Source organism: Pedobacter sandarakinus (assembly GCF_026240095.1).
Classification (GTDB): domain Bacteria; phylum Bacteroidota; class Bacteroidia; order Sphingobacteriales; family Sphingobacteriaceae; genus Pedobacter; species Pedobacter sandarakinus.
On record NZ_JAPIVG010000004.1, the window covers coordinates 264,840 to 282,269 of the forward strand.

General features: G+C 36.6%; 19 protein-coding genes. 16 read left to right on the forward strand and 3 right to left on the reverse strand.

The features are described from left to right. The first annotated feature begins 127 nt into the window (after window positions 1–127). The 15 genes from OQ268_RS12570 to OQ268_RS12640 all read left to right on the forward strand — a co-directional run bounded on the left by OQ268_RS12570 (window position 128) and on the right by OQ268_RS12640 (window position 12,631). Window positions 128–721 (forward strand): hypothetical protein, encoded by a 594-nt coding sequence (locus OQ268_RS12570; protein WP_265856491.1) that lies wholly within the window; start codon window positions 128–130, stop codon window positions 719–721. Window positions 722–1,102: 381 nt separating this feature from the next. Continuing rightward, window positions 1,103–1,510 carry an FEKKY domain-containing protein gene (locus OQ268_RS12575; protein WP_265856492.1) on the forward strand — a complete coding sequence of 136 codons (408 nt, stop codon included), beginning with the start codon at window positions 1,103–1,105 and terminating at the stop codon, window positions 1,508–1,510. A gap of 76 nt (window positions 1,511–1,586) precedes the next feature. Beyond that, window positions 1,587–2,309, forward strand: a complete 723-nt coding sequence (locus OQ268_RS12580) for a DUF4240 domain-containing protein (RefSeq protein ID WP_265856493.1) — start codon at window positions 1,587–1,589, stop codon at window positions 2,307–2,309. A 331-nt stretch (window positions 2,310–2,640) separates the two neighbouring features. Next, complete coding sequence (locus OQ268_RS12585) at window positions 2,641–3,078, forward strand: hypothetical protein (RefSeq protein ID WP_265856494.1); 438 nt, start codon at window positions 2,641–2,643, stop codon at window positions 3,076–3,078. A gap of 322 nt (window positions 3,079–3,400) precedes the next feature. Beyond that, window positions 3,401–4,063, forward strand: coding sequence for a hypothetical protein (locus OQ268_RS12590; protein WP_265856495.1), 663 nt, complete (start codon window positions 3,401–3,403; stop codon window positions 4,061–4,063). A gap of 276 nt (window positions 4,064–4,339) precedes the next feature. Continuing rightward, window positions 4,340–4,693, forward strand: coding sequence for an MmcQ/YjbR family DNA-binding protein (locus tag OQ268_RS12595; RefSeq protein ID WP_265856496.1), 354 nt, complete (start codon window positions 4,340–4,342; stop codon window positions 4,691–4,693). A gap of 91 nt (window positions 4,694–4,784) precedes the next feature. Then, window positions 4,785–5,147, forward strand: coding sequence for a VOC family protein (locus OQ268_RS12600; RefSeq protein WP_265856497.1), 363 nt, complete (start codon window positions 4,785–4,787; stop codon window positions 5,145–5,147). A 423-nt stretch (window positions 5,148–5,570) separates the two neighbouring features. Next, window positions 5,571–6,032: a MarR family winged helix-turn-helix transcriptional regulator gene (locus OQ268_RS12605; RefSeq protein ID WP_265856498.1), complete on the forward strand. Its 462-nt coding sequence runs from the start codon at window positions 5,571–5,573 to the stop codon at window positions 6,030–6,032. A gap of 230 nt (window positions 6,033–6,262) precedes the next feature. Continuing rightward, window positions 6,263–6,643 (forward strand): DoxX family protein, encoded by a 381-nt coding sequence (locus OQ268_RS12610; RefSeq protein WP_265856499.1) that lies wholly within the window; start codon window positions 6,263–6,265, stop codon window positions 6,641–6,643. Window positions 6,644–6,973: 330 nt separating this feature from the next. After that, window positions 6,974–7,486: a molybdopterin-binding protein gene (locus OQ268_RS12615; protein WP_265856500.1), complete on the forward strand. Its 513-nt coding sequence runs from the start codon at window positions 6,974–6,976 to the stop codon at window positions 7,484–7,486. Between the two features lie 99 nt (window positions 7,487–7,585). Beyond that, the gene (arr, locus tag OQ268_RS12620; RefSeq protein ID WP_265856501.1) at window positions 7,586–8,029 is read left to right on the forward strand and encodes an NAD(+)--rifampin ADP-ribosyltransferase; all 444 of its coding nucleotides are present in this window, start codon (window positions 7,586–7,588) and stop codon (window positions 8,027–8,029) included. 222 nt (window positions 8,030–8,251) lie between these two features. Further along, window positions 8,252–8,968, forward strand: a complete 717-nt coding sequence (locus OQ268_RS12625) for a phytanoyl-CoA dioxygenase family protein (protein WP_265856502.1) — start codon at window positions 8,252–8,254, stop codon at window positions 8,966–8,968. 254 nt (window positions 8,969–9,222) lie between these two features. Continuing rightward, window positions 9,223–9,981, forward strand: coding sequence for a DUF3667 domain-containing protein (locus tag OQ268_RS12630; protein WP_265856503.1), 759 nt, complete (start codon window positions 9,223–9,225; stop codon window positions 9,979–9,981). Window positions 9,982–9,985: 4 nt separating this feature from the next. Then, window positions 9,986–10,927, forward strand: a complete 942-nt coding sequence (locus OQ268_RS12635) for a hypothetical protein (protein WP_265856504.1) — start codon at window positions 9,986–9,988, stop codon at window positions 10,925–10,927. 222 nt (window positions 10,928–11,149) lie between these two features. Beyond that, window positions 11,150–12,631: a cryptochrome/photolyase family protein gene (locus OQ268_RS12640; RefSeq protein WP_265856505.1), complete on the forward strand. Its 1,482-nt coding sequence runs from the start codon at window positions 11,150–11,152 to the stop codon at window positions 12,629–12,631. 410 nt (window positions 12,632–13,041) lie between these two features. On the opposite strand, the gene OQ268_RS12645 is transcribed toward OQ268_RS12640, so the two are convergent. From OQ268_RS12645 to OQ268_RS12655, 3 genes are all read right to left on the reverse strand, one after another. Next, entirely contained in the window at window positions 13,042–14,073 is a 1,032-nt protein-coding gene (locus tag OQ268_RS12645) for a quinone-dependent dihydroorotate dehydrogenase (protein ID WP_265856506.1), read from the reverse strand. 95 nt (window positions 14,074–14,168) lie between these two features. Then, window positions 14,169–14,819: an NAD(P)-dependent oxidoreductase gene (locus OQ268_RS12650; RefSeq protein ID WP_265856507.1), complete on the reverse strand. Its 651-nt coding sequence runs from the start codon at window positions 14,817–14,819 to the stop codon at window positions 14,169–14,171. 130 nt (window positions 14,820–14,949) lie between these two features. Continuing rightward, window positions 14,950–15,360: an Rrf2 family transcriptional regulator gene (locus OQ268_RS12655; RefSeq protein ID WP_265856508.1), complete on the reverse strand. Its 411-nt coding sequence runs from the start codon at window positions 15,358–15,360 to the stop codon at window positions 14,950–14,952. 119 nt (window positions 15,361–15,479) lie between these two features. On the opposite strand from OQ268_RS12655, the gene OQ268_RS12660 reads away from it, so the two are divergent. Continuing rightward, window positions 15,480–17,387, forward strand: coding sequence for an ABC-F family ATP-binding cassette domain-containing protein (locus OQ268_RS12660; protein WP_265856874.1), 1,908 nt, complete (start codon window positions 15,480–15,482; stop codon window positions 17,385–17,387). Window positions 17,388–17,430: the final 43 nt, after the last annotated feature.

A 17,430-nucleotide genomic window follows, 5' to 3' on the forward strand; every position in this document is an offset into this window, starting at 1 on the left:
GCTCGTTTAGGGCGTTTTAGGAATTTACGCTGGTGAAATAAAATTTCGCCTATATTTGTATGAACAGTGCTAAAAGCCGCCAATAGCGCAAACAGCATAACGTTATATGGCATTTTAAATCGATCCAATGGAACCAAATATTGAACAATTAAGAAAAAACTACGAACGTTTCGACGACAGAAAGTTAATTCGTATTGCGACAGAAGAAGCTACTTCTCTAAGACCCGAAGCACTTGAATTGGTAAAGGAAATTATTAAAGAAAGAAATCTTTCAGAAGACATTTTGAAAGGTGTAGAAGTTCAATTTCAAGAAGTTGACAAAGAGACTTTAAATGAATATACCGAACTACTTAGAAACCTTCCTTGTCCTGTTTGCAAATCTAATTCTGAAAAGCTAAATGCGACTATTACAGGGAGTGTTGTGAGCTTTATTATAATTACGAACTACGAAAAAGGCATTAAAATAGCTTGTCCAAAATGTCTCGACAAGTTACATAATAACGCAATGATTAAAACAGCTTTGTTTGGCTGGTGGGGAATTCCTTGGGGAATAATAAGAACTTCACAGGCTTTAATCTTGAACAGTAAAATGAAAAGTAAAAATCATTCTTCTGGCCCGACTAAGATTTTAAGTGGTTTCGTATCTAAGAGAATTGGTCGTATAGAAGCAAATAGAAACAAGAAAGAGGAACTTGAATCTTTAATTGAACATATACGGTAATAAAATAAACGGCTTATAACAGCGAATTTGCACAAAAATCGCCGACGGAGATTACGTTAATTTCTCAGTTATTTACTTAATTGGTGCGTTACAACAATGGTTCTGCAAACAATGCCATTTCTGCGCAAATTTTTAAAATGCTAACTGCAATTTTCGTTTTGCCATGCCCGAAGCTCTATCTCGGTCTCTTTTTTAGCCAAGGCAAAAAGACAAAACAAAAACTACACCTAACAACAGGTTTTCTAAAATCACCGGGCGACCTACGACCTCCCGCTTCGCAAACTCCGAGCAAATTTGTACTTTAACTGAAAATTAATGCAAGGGAAAGGTGCTTTCATAAAGCCTCGGAACGTTATAAGCCATTGACCTGATCGAAATACAATGAAAAATACGTTATTAATTTTACTGCTTTTGACATTTAATCAAGTTGTGTTTGGCCAGAATCGAATATTGGCTGATGAAGATTTCAATAATAGCGGCCCGATTAAAATGACATTTATTGAAAAGTGTGATGAGGTAGAAAATCTTTTTAAAGCTGATTTGAACACGAAAACTATATTTTTGTTACTTCAAAGCGGAATTTCGCCAGTTGTAATTACGACAGATAAGAATTTCGAAAATAAATATCAGGTATATTATTATGACTTTGGTTGCAATGCTCCAAACACAGAATGTGTGAAAACTTATAACGAACTTGTTTTTAGACACCTGACAAGGATGTACGGAAATAAATGGAAAAAAGAAGTTAGAAACGACGTTATCGGACTGAAACAATGGAAGCAAAAATAAACGGCTGATAACAGCAAATTTGCACAATAATGGTTGAGTGTGCTTACATTCAGTCCTCAATTATTTACTCAATTTGGTGCGTTACGACAAAGGTTGTGCAAGCAATGCCATTTCTGCGCAAATTTTCAAAACGTTAGCTGTCATTGTAGGGCAACCCTTAAATAAGACGGACAAACCAATCAAAAACAAAATTAAGATTTGCAAAATGGGACTATTTGACAAACTGTTCGGTGGAACAAAAAATACAGAACCACCTGAAATTACAAACTTTACGACCTCAGACAAACTAATGGACGAAGAAGTTTTTTGGAAAATCATTGAGACTACTAAGGACAAATCCAAAGGAGATTACGAGCAACAACAAGATGAGTTAGCAAACGAACTTCGTAAATTGAATCCTGACGAAATAATTTTATTCGGAAACAGATTTAGGTTTTTCAGAGGACAAGCAAACACCTGGGAACTTTGGGGAGCAATTTACATCATTCACGGTGGTTGCAGTGACGACAGCTTTAACGACTTTAGAGAGTGGGTAATAGGACAAGGTAAAGACTTTTATAATAAGACAATTCAAAATCCTGAGGGCTTAGTTGAAGTTGAGACTGGGAAAATTGAAGATGTTGAGTGGGAAGGCTTAGGTTATGTGCCTTCGACAGTTTTTGAAGAACTAACAGGACAAGAAATGCCATATCCATTTCAAGAAAATCACAACACTACAGGAAAAGAATGGTCGGAAGAAGGTGATGACTTGCAAAAAATATTTCCTAAGCTATATGCGAAATATTGCGACAGTATTTGACATGAGACAATAACGAACCGCCAACAGGCGCTTGGCAAAAGTGGCGGTTCAGTGCGCTGCAAATCCCGCAGGTGTAGGATGGCTAATTGAAATTGGTTCTCCGCATCAATATTGATGGTGAAAATCACCTTCGGGTAACCCCAAAATGTTGTAGCATTCTAAACCGACACGTTAAACAGACGGAAATAACAATGGGATGAAATTTTATTCATAGGGCTTTTAATATTGACATTCGTTGGAATTCATCGCAAAGCCCCAAATCATGATATGTCAGTACTCTACAATCCCATAGACATATATAAACTAATAAAATCTGAAATTAACTTTGAAAATGAAAAATGAGGAAATTAAAGCAATGATTACTCTGGCTCCCATGTTGATTAATTTCCTTCTTTTATTTAATCGGAAAAAAGCATGGGTGAAAAATAAATACAAGTGGATCATCCTTCTTGCATTATCCTTAATAGGCATATTCTTGTTCAACGGTTCAACTATCTCTGAGAATAAAACAGATCAAAAATTAATTCAATGGGCATTTATCACACCATTAGCATTTTCAGTTATCGACTATGCTTTATTAAAAGCAAGCTACTTATTACATAATAGAGATCTCTACCTATGGTTAAGAGGATCTAGTGAAATCGACGACAACAAACTTAGTGGTGGAAATCATGTAAGAGTATCGGATAGACTATTTTCATTTTTGTTATTAGTTACAATAATGATTTTACCATTCTTTATTTTGTTTTTTTCTGAAAACGACAAATAGGAAAGTGAATACTCCGAAACTTAAGCGTTAGAACATATCGATAATATAAAAGGATTAAAAATCAGGACAAAAATTGTGTCACATGACACCGCCTTGGCAAAAAGTGGAAGAATTTTCTTCTGCAACTGTGCCAAACTTTAGCAATTTTACCTCTAATTGCCCACGTTTTGTAGCTCCAAATTGTTAAGTGCAATTTGCGTTTTGCCATACCCGAAGCTTCGCAAACTCCGAGCAAATTTGTAATTTAACAGAAATTTAATGCAAGTAACCGGTGCTTCATAAAGCCTCGATCGAAATACAAACACTAATCCCAATAAGCTAAATGAGACAAATCGCATTCATCATCGTCAGTCTTATGTCTTTGCTTCTACTCAATTATGGAACAGGTAGGAACAAGAAACTTTTGCTTTTTTTCATCAGCTGGCAAGCCGTTGTGGGAACACTCGCTATCTTAAAAATTTTCGAAAAACAGCCAAACCTATTTCCGTTACTAATTATAGGAACAGTCGCTCTGGTTTTTATTTCGTTAAAACAAATAGACAAACAAAAATTGAATCCTGAAATGCTACTAGCCATTCACATTTTGAGAATACCAGTTGAATTGATTCTATTTCAGCTTTACTTAATGCAAAAAATCCCTATAATTATGACGTTTAAGGGTTGGAATTTAGATATTTTAATTGGACTTTCAGCTTTGGTAATTTTAATCTTTAGGTTGATAAGGAAAAGAAAAATCAACATACAATTTTTAAAAATTTGGAACTTTGTAGGAATCGCGTTCCTATTCATCATTGTTTCACTGGCTATCTTATCATCTCCATTACCTGTGCAACAATTTGCATTTGAGCAACCAAATATTGCAGTTTTGGAATTTCCTTATTGTTTTCTACCAACTTGTGTAGTGCCGATTGTTTTAATTTCACACCTATTACTTATTAACGGACAGATAAAAGCACCACCGCCAACAGGATATCGCCATAAGTAGTTTTTAGGGACTTGTATCAAACTTCGTTATAATAAAAATTGGTGCTTCTATTCAACTTAAATGCTAAAATACCTGCTTTCGGCAATACTCAAAACGAATGCAATTATCGTTAAATAAGCTTTCGAACAAAAGTGAATGCGACAACACCAGGATTAATAGATATTTTCAATAAATTGAACACAACTTTAGTGGTGCTATGATCTCTAAGAAAGATGAGGAAATTAAAAAGTATATTATTTTGATGCATTTAACGCCATTATAAAAGTAATTTGATATATGATTTCAATAGATACTTTTAGAAAACTAGCACTTTCGTTTCCCGAAGCGACAGAGGAACCTCATTTTGAAAAAACTTCTTTCAGAGTGAAAAAGAAAATCTTTGCAACTTTTGACGAAGCGAATAACAGAGCCTGTATAAAACTCTCTGAAATTGACCAACATGTTTTTGCTTCTGCTGATAAAACAATCATTTATCCAGTCGATAACAAATGGGGCAAACAAGGTTGGACACTTATTGAGTTACAAAGAATTGGTAAAGAATTATTTAAAGATGCTCTTACAACAGCATATTGTGAAGTAGCACCAAAGAAACTTGCAGAACAAATTAGACCAAATGAAAGTGAGCAATAATTAAGAAACTGCCATGTCAAATTAAAATTTCGAAATAAACAATAATTGTTGTCGTGTTTATTATATTTGCAACAACAAAATTAATGTATAAATGAGAAAATTAGAATTTGCATCTCTTCAGGTAAGAGATTTAGAAGTATCAAAAAACTTTTACACAACCAAGTTAGGATTTGAAGTGTCGGAATTGTCGAACCCTTATGCTTATGTTTTCAAATTCGCCAAAGGTGAAGCAAGCTTTGCAATTAGAACACCGATTGGAAATATAGAAGGGAAAGAACTTGGCATTGGTTCCTCGCTCTGGTTTGCTATTGATGAAAAGATTGAAAATTTACAAACCCAATTAATGGAGAACGGTGTAGTCATTTTAGGTTCAATAAACAACACACCCTTCGGCGAAACATTAATGGTAAAAGATCCTGATGGTTATATCATTACATTTTTAGCAACAAAATAAAATTGCAATTTACGGTTGCAAAAATCGCAAGTGCTCGATAATTCTGGTTTTGAAATAATTGGATAAAAATGGTTTAACCTCGGAAACAAGGCCAATTTGTTATGGTTAAATAGCTTAATCAATAGAGTGAAGAAAGAAAATGTCTTACATCCGATTTCGGAAAATAAAAGTCGGTCATGATTAGTACCTGTCATGAATTAACCGCCTAGTACAAAGCCATAAATAATGAAATTGAGGAAATTCAACTTAGGAAGCTTTCTTATTAATTAAGACAAAGTGGATTTTCTACAACGTGATGCCATTCTATTTTAATTGATAAATGAATTAAAATTATTTGTAAACAGCGCTGTATTTTTATGGCGCTGTGCCCTTTTTTAAATCAAGTGAACCATTGATTTGATTTAACCACAAATACTTAAGATTATGACTAAAAAAATTGAATTCAAGTTTAAAAGTCCGAATGACAGCCCAGGATACTTGCTGGGACAAACTACCCTACTATGGCAAAGGAAACAAAAGAAGGTGTTAGACCCGTTAAATCTAACACAAACACAATTTGCGCTCCTTTGTGCGCTAGCGTGGCTATCAAATAACAGCAGTAGCGTAACACAAATAGACATCGCAAATCAAACTAATTTTGATAGAATGATGGTATCTAAAGTTTTAAGAACGCTGGAAGATAAGAAATTTGTAACCCGACAGGAACATCATACAGACACGAGAGCAAAAACCATCAGTTTAACTCACGATGGAGAAACGGTTTTGCAGATGGCAATCGTAGAAATAGAAACTGCCGACATCGATTTTTTTACTTCACCAGACATTGAGCTATCGCCGTTCAACAAAACCATGGCGCAACTCATCGACAAAAATAAGGGTGATTAAAAATAACCGCTAGTACCCCATTTGATGATCAAAGCCTCCCTCGCATTAAAATCGTTAAATGCTCTACTATCACCAATTTATGTTGGAACTAAAGCGCATTCACCCTATGAAAGTTTTAATTGGTTTGTGTAAATTAGTGGTTTACAATCTTGAGATAGCAAGTTAAACCGTATCATTAATGCCAATTTAAGAACTGACCGAAACGAATAACGTTAAACACCATAATCAAAATGAAAAAAGACAAAGTAATTTACTGGACAGCTACAACCATCATCGCTTTATTTGAAGGCGTAATGCCAGCGTTGACTTCGCAAACTGAACTTGCAAAGGAAGGCATCAGACATTTAGGTTATCCAGAATACTTTGGCAATGCATTGGTTATTTTCAAGTTTTTAGGAGTACTATCATTGGTGATTCCACAGGTTCCTAAACGAGTTAAAGAATGGGCTTACGCAGGTTTTGCTTTCGATTTTCTATTCGCAACAATAAGTCATGGCGCAATTGATGGTATAAACGTACAAACATTTTTTCCGTTGATTGTATTCGCAATCTTAGCAGTATCGTACATATACTATCACAAATTGAACGCAGATAAGCGCCAAGATTTATAACTTATCGAATACATCGCTGGCCTGCCAAAATCAGAATAGATTAAACCCTTTGTAGGCCTTAGCATTTTAGATAAGAAAATATGCTGCTTTTTTTAAAAAAAACGAAAATCCTTCACCTTTAAACACGGTTAAACCCAATTCGAATTTTAATCTTCGCCAGAGATTCAAAAATGATGATACCTATTGTTAAAGTACTTATACTTGAGTCTCCAAAACTCCAAGCAATTTGGTACTTTACAAAAGCCTAACATAAGTTGAACCCAATTCCAAAAAATTTTAAACCTTTTGGTGTTAGCAAACACCAACTGATAACATATTACCTTAAAAAGCATGATTAAAGCCATCCTAACTACCGCACTAATATTAATTTCTCACTTTGGATTTTCGCAAACGCAGGTTGTTGCAACAAACGAGTTTACCGTTTCTGGTTTGGTAGATCAGCCACTAAAAATAACTTACGCCGATTTAGAAAAACAGAAAATTGTTAACATTGGCGATTTTAAGATAACCAACCATTTAGGCGAGTTTAAACGAGTGTATAAAAATGTAAAAGGGGTTTCACTTTTAGACTTACTCAAAAACCTAAATATTAAGGCCACAAGCCCGAAGCTTTTAAGCGAATATTATCTTGTTCTTAAGGCTTCAGATGGTTATTCAGCTGTAGTTTCCTGGAATGAACTTTTTAATACGGAAATTGGAAACTCGTTTTATCTGGTTGTTGAGGCAGATAATAAAAGTCAAAAAATTGCTACTGAAAAAATTCTTTTAATATCTACCAAGGATTTTAAAACCGGGCGAAGACATATTAAAGGTTTGGCAAATATCGAGATTAGAAGAATCTGATACTTCTGAGCGGTTGATCAGATCAATATTTTGTTGAACTATGATCTTATTGACAGTATTGGCAAAATGTCTTTATAAAAAGTGATAAGAGAGAATCCAATGGGAACCAACATAAATGATAAACTAAAAAAGCGGAGTGCAACAGCTTTTGCGCAAACTTTTTTTCATGGCACGAAGGCCGACTTAGAAGTGGGTGACCTTATTGAAGCAGGTTATAACTCAAACTTCGGCCAAAGGAAAAATGCAAAATATATTTTTCTATCAGCAACACTAGATGCCGCAATTTGGGGCGCTGAACTTGCATCTGGCAACGGACGGGAGAGAATTTATTTGGTAGAACCCACCGGAGAGGTTGAGAATGATCCAGACTTGACAGACAAAAAATTTCCTGGCAATCCTACAAAATCTTACCGTTCGAAAGAACCATTCCGTATTGTGGGAGAAGTTACGATTTGGCAGGGACACCGGCTTACTCAGGTACAGGTAATGAAAGAACAATTGCAAAAACTTAAGGAAGAGGGCATCAACTCATTAAACGATTGATTAGCGGGTTAAAGGGAGATAAAATTTGTTATTTTATAGATGAAATATCACATTTGATTTGAGAGAAAGCTACCACAGGTACTATAAATAATTTGAATCATTTGTTTCGCTGTGTAAAATATGTTTTATGTCTGAGTTGCTACTTGCAATGATGTCAATCCTTTGGGCATATTTAAGTATTGTGTTTCTAACTACTTATTTCATATCACATTAATATAAAAAATGGAACCAGCAGAAAAAGTTAAAGGCGAAATTGCGGAGAATGGATTTTCAATTATACCAGATATATATTCGAATGAAGAGGTCAACGAGATTTTACAGAGCATTGAACAGGCTGATCATAATAGGGAAACTTTCAGAAAATCGGAAGATGTTTTTGCCATCAGACAGTTTTTCAAAGAGGTGCCGGCCACAATAGCGTTGGTATTTAACGAAAATCTGAAAACAACAATCAAACAGCTATTTGGTGATGATTACTTTGTGGTTAAAAGCATATATTTTGATAAACCCGAAACTTCAAACTGGTATGTTCCCTATCATCAAGATTTAACAATTTCGGTAGATAAAAAAGTAGCGCTTGACCAATTCGGTCCCTGGACAACCAAGCAAAATCAATTTGCAGTTCAACCACCAATCGAGATCATGGAAAACATCTATACCATAAGAATTCATCTGGATGAAACTGACGAAAATAATGGTGCGCTAAGGGTAATTCCAAAATCTCATTTAAAAAAAATATACCGACCAGAAACCATCGATTGGACCCGAGAAAAAGAGACCATTTGCAAAGTGAAAAAAGGAGGAATAATGATTATGAAACCACTAATTTTGCACACTTCAGGCAGAACAACGAACAATAAAAAACGACGTGTAATTCATATTGAATTTACAAACAAAGAATTGCCAACTCCGATAAATTGGGCAGAACGAATCACTTAAAAGCGAAAAACCAAACACTTCAACATGAAGTCAAAATCACATATTAATTCCTCAAATTATTTGCCTAAATTAGGGGAGCAAAACATCTGCTTCAATTCGAACTTTAGTTTTGAAATGCCAGCTTAAGGCAACAACGAAACCGCTCAATTAATGTCTAAATAAACATTTCAAATGAAATTGAAAAGAATGCTCAAATCTTCGGTAATCCTGAAAATCATCGATATCTCCGCGTTGAACTTAAACGCTTCGCATAAATGGTAATTACTTGTAAAAATTGCACAACGGTATTTGAGGGTAAATTCTGTAACCAATGTGGCCAAAAAGCAAGCGTAAGCGAATTAACCTTGCATGATGTTCTTCACGAATCGTGGCATGCCATTACCCATACCGATCATGGAATATTAAAACTGGTTAAAGATTTATTTCTTCGGCCAAAAAGCGTCTACCTTAATTATTTCGCTGGCCAGCGTAAAACATACTTTAGTCCTGTTACTTTCTTTTTAATAATGGCCGCCATCCTTTTGTTCCTTGGCGTCAAAATTTTCGATTATGAAGATTATACCACCAAAGAATTTAATGAATTTGGCAGATATGCTTTAATAGAAACCAAATTTAAAACGCTATTGATGCTTCCATTTGAGATCCTTGTAACCTGGGTCTTGTTTCGCAGAAGATACAACTTGGCTAAAAATATTGTCTTTTGGCTCTATCTTAATGGCTTTTTGTTCACCATTCAGATTTTGCTTACACCCCTTTATTTTGCCTTCATCTCACATAAAAATACAATAGATACGTTTGCCAGACTTGTACAATACCTGGTTTTGCTCACCCATCTCATCCTTGTATTTGCAAACAGGAAATGGATCAATATCATTTTACTGCTTTTGGTATCGAACCTAATCATTATTGCCAATCATTTACTTACCGGTTATTTACTTTTCGGAAACGATATGTATCAGCAATCTGGTGCAACTAATTTTTTCGAGTTAATTATTAAGGCCTATACTTTCTAGCGATATGTATAAAATTATAATAACCATTTTGTTGGTTGCTGCTTCTCTGGCTGGCCTTGGCCAACAATTCCCAACAACCAAATCTGTAAATCACCAGCAAATCAACGGAACAAATATTTTTATGGTTCCGCCGTTCGGCTATCTACCGTCTAAAAATTTTAAGGGTTTCCAAAACCCGCTCGACCCAACTTCAATGATTATGATTGTCGAAATTCCTGGCCCCTACTCAAAAATAAGCACAGGTTTTAATGCAGAAATGCTTAAAGCAAAAGGGATGGAATTGAAAGTAAAAAAGGAAACTTCTTTAGCCGGCTTAAATGCTATGCTCATTGAATTAGATCAACAGGCTAACGGAATGATGTTTTCGAAGCATATCCTTATTTATGGCAACGAAAAATCTACAACACTAGTAAATGGCGTCTATTTAAAAGATTCGTTAGAAAATGGAAAACAAATAGAGCGAAGTGTGTTATCAGCATTATTAGATACCGGTCTCAAGACCAATCCGGGAGAAGCACTAGATTATTCACTAGATGAACATCGTGGAAATTTGAAATTCAAAGCCGTTATTGGCAATGGCCTGATCTTTAACCGAGATTTAAAAACACCAACCGAGAGTGTTGATAAAGCAACATTAATAACAGATAAATCGTTTGCGAAGGTAGATATCGCAAACCAAAAATTATTCTGTATCTCCAGGCTCAAAAAGTATCCCGAAGATTATTCCATCATCACCAGCAAAGGAATAAGTAATATTGAAATTGATAGCTTAAAAGGATATGCACTTTTCGCCAAAAATAACGCCAAGGCCAATGAAGAAATGTACCAGGTAATTTTATTTAAAGAAGGCGGTGGGTATTTCCTTTTCGTTGGAACTTATCTTTCAGGAAGCAATCAGGCAATTGCAGATATAAAAAAGGTGATTCTATCTTTCAGGCGCAAATAAAATCCTCAATAGCAAGTCTTATCCGACAATACATCCTGCTAAAACACTTTCTATATCTCCCATTTGTAAAAGCACTTGTTTAACTTGGAAGAACCCATGCGCCAATATAGAGAAAGCTTTACCTGTAGATCAAAAACACGATATAAAAAGGATTCCAGCAAATCCAAACGCGTTTTAATTTGTTAATTTAGGTTTATAACCATAAGCCTATTCCCATCAGATATGAATGTTGTTAACCTCATCTTTCCACATCAACTCTTTAAAGACAATGCACTTTTCGATCTTGATGGCGAGTACTACCTCATCGAAGAAAATCTTTTTTTCACTCAATATAATTTCCACCAGCAAAAGATCGCTTTCCATCGGGCTACCATGAAAAGCTACGAGCAGTATTTGCAACAAAAAGGATTTCAGGTAAAGTACATCGAGGCTAACCATACCCATGCAGATATTCGAAAGTTGATTTCATTTTTAGCAAAAGAAAATGCAAGCCAGATTAACCTAATCGATCCAGTTGATGATTGGTTGCTACGCCGAATCACATCGGCCGCAGCTAAAAAAAACATCAAAATACGCTTGTTGCAGTCGCCCATGTATTTAAACACACCTGCCGATTTAGCTGAGTTTTTTAACCCCAATAAGCGAACCTATTTCCAAACTGCTTTTTACAAACAACAACGCATCAGTAAAAAAATTCTGGTACAAGGTTTAGATGAACCTACTGGTGGCAAGTGGAGTTTTGATGAAGAAAACCGCAAAAAGTTCCCCAAAGGCAAAGCGGCAGTACAGGTGAACCTGCCAAAAGCTAACCCATATACCAAAGAAGCCGTAGGGTATACCAAGGCACATTTTGGCAAAAACATTGGTTCGTTAAATCAAGATCTCCACTATCCCATAAACTTCGAAGACAGTAAGAAATGGCTCGATGATTTCCTCAACACCCGTTTCAACGAATTTGGCGATTATGAAGATGCCATCGTACAGAGAGAAATGCTGCTCAACCACAGTTTGCTAACGCCAATGCTCAACGTTGGTTTACTCACACCGCCGCAGGTTATTAATGCGGCGCTAACCCATGCAGGCAAACACCAAACGCCCATTAATTCTGTAGAGGGTTTCATCAGGCAAATTATTGGCTGGCGAGAATTTATCAGGGGTGTGTACATTACAAAAGGCCGGCAAGAACGCACTAAAAATTTTTGGGGCTTTACCCGCAAGCTCCCAAATTCCTTTTACGACGGCACCACAGGAATCATACCATTCGATGAAACCATTAAAAAAGTTTTAAAAACAGGCTATTGCCACCACATAGAACGCCTAATGATTTTGGGTAACTTCATGCTACTTTGCGAAATAGACCCAAACGATGTTTACCAGTGGTTTATGGAACTGTTTATAGATGCATACGATTGGGTAATGGTGCCCAATGTCTACGGCATGAGTCAGTTTGCCGACGGCGGAATTTTGGCTACCAAGCCCTACATCAGCGGTAGCAATTATTTAATAAAAATGAGCGATTACCCAAAAGGCAAATGGCAAGAGGTATGGGATGCGCTCTTTTGGCGCTTTATGGATAAACAGCGTGACTTTTTCCTGAAAAACCCACGTCTAGGTATGCTCATTAGAACTTACGACAAATGGCCTGAAGAGAAAAAAGCCAACGTTTACCAAATTGCCGAGGAATTTTTAAATAACCTGAAATAGTTTTTATCAACAAAAAAAGCCAACTCCCCCATTATTTTTTTGGAAAGCAAAACCAGCATTTCATTTTAAACGTTAGTCCTGCTGTATATTACAATCCCCCGATAAAGCCTGTGCAATAGGACAGCAAAGTACCAGTTCATTAGCTTCCTGGTAATCATCGGGGTATCTTCATTTCCATCAGGTTTATTCTTCAAATGCCGTAATTAAAACCTCAGCTGAAATATGCGTTAAACAGTTAATATTTAGAAGCTAAGGTCTATATTCGTTTTTGAATGCTCGGAGATTTTTACATAACTGATTAAAAAAATAGACAACAATGAATGGCAAAACACAGTTATGCAGCCATGCTCTATTATTTGAGCAATAATATGCATTAAAGAGATTTCGTTATGATAAAGCAACTTCCGCCCCTACTTTACCAAGGCTTTACAAATCGACTTAATCAGGCCCGGCCCTTCGTAAATAAAACCGGTATACAGTTGAACCAGACTGGCACCTGCATCGAGTTTCTCTTGCGCATCTTTTGCAGAGTGAATGCCCCCAACGCCTATAATTGGAAAAGCTCGATTGGATTTTTCTGATAAGTACTTGATAACTTCTGTCGAACGTTCTTTCACAGGTTTACCACTCAAACCGCCAGCCTCATCTTTCAGTCCCTTGGCTGTTGCCAGGTTTTCTCTGCTAATGGTTGTATTGGTCGCAATAATGCCGGCGATTTTCGTTTCAGCTACAATGTCAATAATATCATCGAGTTGCGCATCAGTTAAATCTGGTGCAATCTTCAACAAAATCGGTCTAGAGATGTTGTTCTTCAGATTTCGCTGCTGTAAGGTATTTAAGATATGCTTGAGCGGCTCCTTTTCTTGTAGTGCCCGCAAACCGGGTGTATTTGGCGAACTCACATTCACCACAAAATAATCAACCACATCAAACAGCCTGTCGAAGCATTTGATATAGTCGTTTACCGCATCTTCATTTGGTGTAGCTTTATTCTTTCCAATGTTTCCACCTACTACAATGCCAGGATGTTGATCTTTTAACAAGCGCAAGCGTTCTGCCATTACATCTACGCCTTTATTGTTGAAACCCATTCTATTAATCAAGGCTTCATCATTTGGTAAGCGAAACATTCGCGGTTTATCATTACCAGGTTGGGGCATTGGTGTAACTGTGCCTACCTCTATAAACCCAAATCCTAAATTACTTAGGGCTTCTACGTACTCGCCATTTTTATCAAAACCGGCGGCCAAACCCACAGGGTTTCTAAACTTAATACCAAAAACTTCTCTCTCTAAACCTTTAATGTGAACATCGAAACTGCTTCGAATAATGGTTTTACCTAACGGAAATTTATCATTAAACCACTTTAACCGCTTTACCACAAAATAATGTACGTGCTCAGGGTCAAATTTGAAAAAGATGGGTTTAATAAGGCGATACATGCAACGAAGATAAATAAAATCTAGAAAATGTAAAGATGGAAAATGCCAAAGGCAATCGCCTATTGAAGGCCTTCGCATTTTCCACCTAAACTTACTTAGTATGCCGCGGTAAATTGTTCTTGATGATGGGCATTATTTTCCAGTTCATCAGCTAAAACAATCGCTAAATCTTCTACAGATAAAATCGAGCGACCATCCTCATTAAATACCGGAGATGTTTTGCCTAATCGATATTTTCCGGTTTTGCCAATGGTTATGCCGGGATGCATCTCAATGGCCGGACTAAAAAACAACCAATCGAATGCCGTTTCTTTTTTCAGGGTGTTAAAATAATCTCGCACAGCTGATGCACCCGGATAAATTTCCTTCGGAAAATCTGGCCCGTCTACTAATTGCTTACCTTCAATTTGTAAGGTTCCTGCCCCACCAATAAATATGTAACGCTCAACACCAGATGCTTTAACAGCTTGCTGTATGGCTTCGGCGCCCGCAACGATGTCGTTGTAAAGATTTGGGTTACTCCAGCCTGCATTAAATGCACTAATTACCGCATCAGCGCCTTTTAAACTATCAGTAAGTTTTTCAGTATCTAAAACATCAACAGCAATTTTCGTAACATACTCGCTGTCGTTTTCAATTTTTGTGGTGTCGCGGGCAATGGCAATTACCTCGTTGCCACGACTTACTAATTCATTCAAGAGTGCTTTGCCTACAAATCCTGAGGCACCTATTAATGCTACTTTCATCTTTTTAAATTTTAAATTATCATTGGTTATTTAATTATCGACGGCTTTGTTATCGCCATCGATATTTTTTCCAGTCGTTTACCATGCATGTAATTGTAATAGTTTTTATTACAGTTATAGTCAAAAAAAATTACTTAAACCGAAATGCGAAGTCTGCCAGGCTTTGTTTGCCTAAGTTCTCAATCAAAGCTCTTTCCGCATCGCTGTAAAGCGTTGTTAAGTGTTGATTAATTTGCCTTCCAATGGGGCATTTTGGGTTGGGTTCATTCTTATGCTGCCCTAAAATTTTAGTCCCACTCAAGGTTTTGTATACATCTGCCAAATTGATATCCGACGCATTTTTAGATAAGTATGAACCTCCACCTTTCCCCTCTTTGCTATCAACAAATCCATGTTTACGCAAATTGGCGATTTCCTTGCGTATCAAAACCGGATTAATATTAATACTGCCAGCCAGATATCCGGAACTTACTACAGCCCCTTCTGCATCAGCAAGCAATGTTAAAATGTGTAAGGATATCGAAAACCGGCTATTATTCATACTGTAATGTTTTTTATTACAGTACAAAGGTAACCGTTTTCTTAATAAAGCAAAATATTTTTGATTGAATGTTTGCTGCAAAGCAAAACCCTTTTAAAATTCGTACTTTTGCAGCCGAAATGATTTCAATAAATAATTTAACATTCCTAATCGGCTCGAGAGCCTTATACGATGAAGCAAATTGGCATATTAAACCTGGCGATAGAGCTGGCTTAATTGGTGCCAATGGAACAGGAAAATCAACACTTTTAAAAATTATTGTAGGTGAGTATGCTCCAACTTCGGGAACGGTTTCGATGTCTAAAGACCTCAAAATCGGTTATCTAAACCAAGATCTACTTTCTTACGATTCTCACCATAGCATTTTACATGTTGCAATGGAGGCCTTTGAACGCCAAAATCAGCTTCATGATGAGATTGAAGAATTGCTTAAAAAAATAGAGACAGATTACAGCGAGGATGTGCTCTACAAATTAAGTGATAAGCAGCAGGAATTCGAGGCCTTGGATGGCTATAACATTGAATATAGGGCAAATGAGATTCTTGCAGGACTAGGTTTTAGCACTGCAGATCAGCACCGTCCACTTAATACCTTTTCTGGAGGCTGGCGCATGAGGGTAATGCTGGCAAAAATTCTATTGCAAGATCCGGATATTTTATTGCTTGATGAGCCCACCAACCACATGGATTTACCCTCCATCAAATGGTTAGAAAACTATTTAATGGGTTTTGAGGGAGCCATTGTAATTGTCTCTCACGATAGGTACTTTTTAGATAAGATTGTAAACCGTACGGTCGAATCCCGCAAAGGAAAATTGACAGTCTATGCCGGAAACTACAGCTTTTATGTAGAAGAAAAAGCGCTTCGTGGGGAGATTCAAAAAGGTGAGTTTAAAAATCAGCAAGCCAAAATAAAGCAAGAAGAACGATTGATTGAACGTTTCAAAGCGAAAGCATCTAAAGCCAAAATGGCCCAATCGAGGATGAAAGCTTTGGACAAAATGGAGCGTATTGATGATGTAGATGATGATAATCCAACCGTAAACTTTAGTTTTAAATTTACTAAACCATCTGGCAGACATGTAGTGCGCATAGAACACGCTACCAAACATTATCCGAATGTGCATATTTTAGAAGATGCTGAAGCAATAATTGAAAAAGGTGATAAAATTGCGCTGATTGGAGCCAACGGTAAAGGAAAATCTACCTTGTTGCGGATGATTGCGGGAACAGAAAAATTCGATGGTTTCTGTGAAACAGGCCATAACGTATCAACAACCTTTTTTGCACAGCACCAGTTAGAATCGTTACACCTCGAAAATGCCATCCTAGAGGAACTGCAAGCCTTCGCACCAAAACATTCAGATACTGAACTAAGGGGTATTTTAGGTTGTTTCTTGTTTACGGGTGATGATGTTTTCAAGAAGATAAAAGTTTTATCCGGAGGGGAAAAATCTCGTGTGGCTTTAGCGAAATCGTTAACTACAGATTCCAACTTCTTAATTTTAGATGAGCCGACCAATCACCTGGATATTCAATCGGTAAATATCCTTATCCAGGCCTTAGACCAGTTTGAGGGTACTTTTATCGCTGTTTCTCACGATAGGTATTTTCTAGATAATGTGGCCAACAAAATCTGGTTTATCGAAAATGAGAAAATAAAACAATATCCAGGCACTTACGCAGAGTACGAAGAATGGAACAGCAAACGGGTGATCCCGGTTTCGAAACCTATTCCGGTTAAAATGCCTGAAAAGCCAAAAGAACAACCCAAAACCGTTGCCCCGAATACAGTTAACCAGCTAAAAAAACTTAACGACGAGTTGAAAAAAATTGAGCAGGTGATTTCGGAAGAAGAACAAGCTGTTAAAAACATTGAAGCAGAGCTGGCAGATGAGCAGGTTTATGGCAATGCAGCTAAATTAGCGGAAGCGAATAAACGGTATCAAAGTACCAAACAAGAATTAGATCTTAATCAGCATAAATGGGAAAACCTGGCCGCAGAGATTATGGCTCTCGAAGGTTAAACCGATCATAATCAAATTTAAAAAAAGGTATATTGAAAAAGGC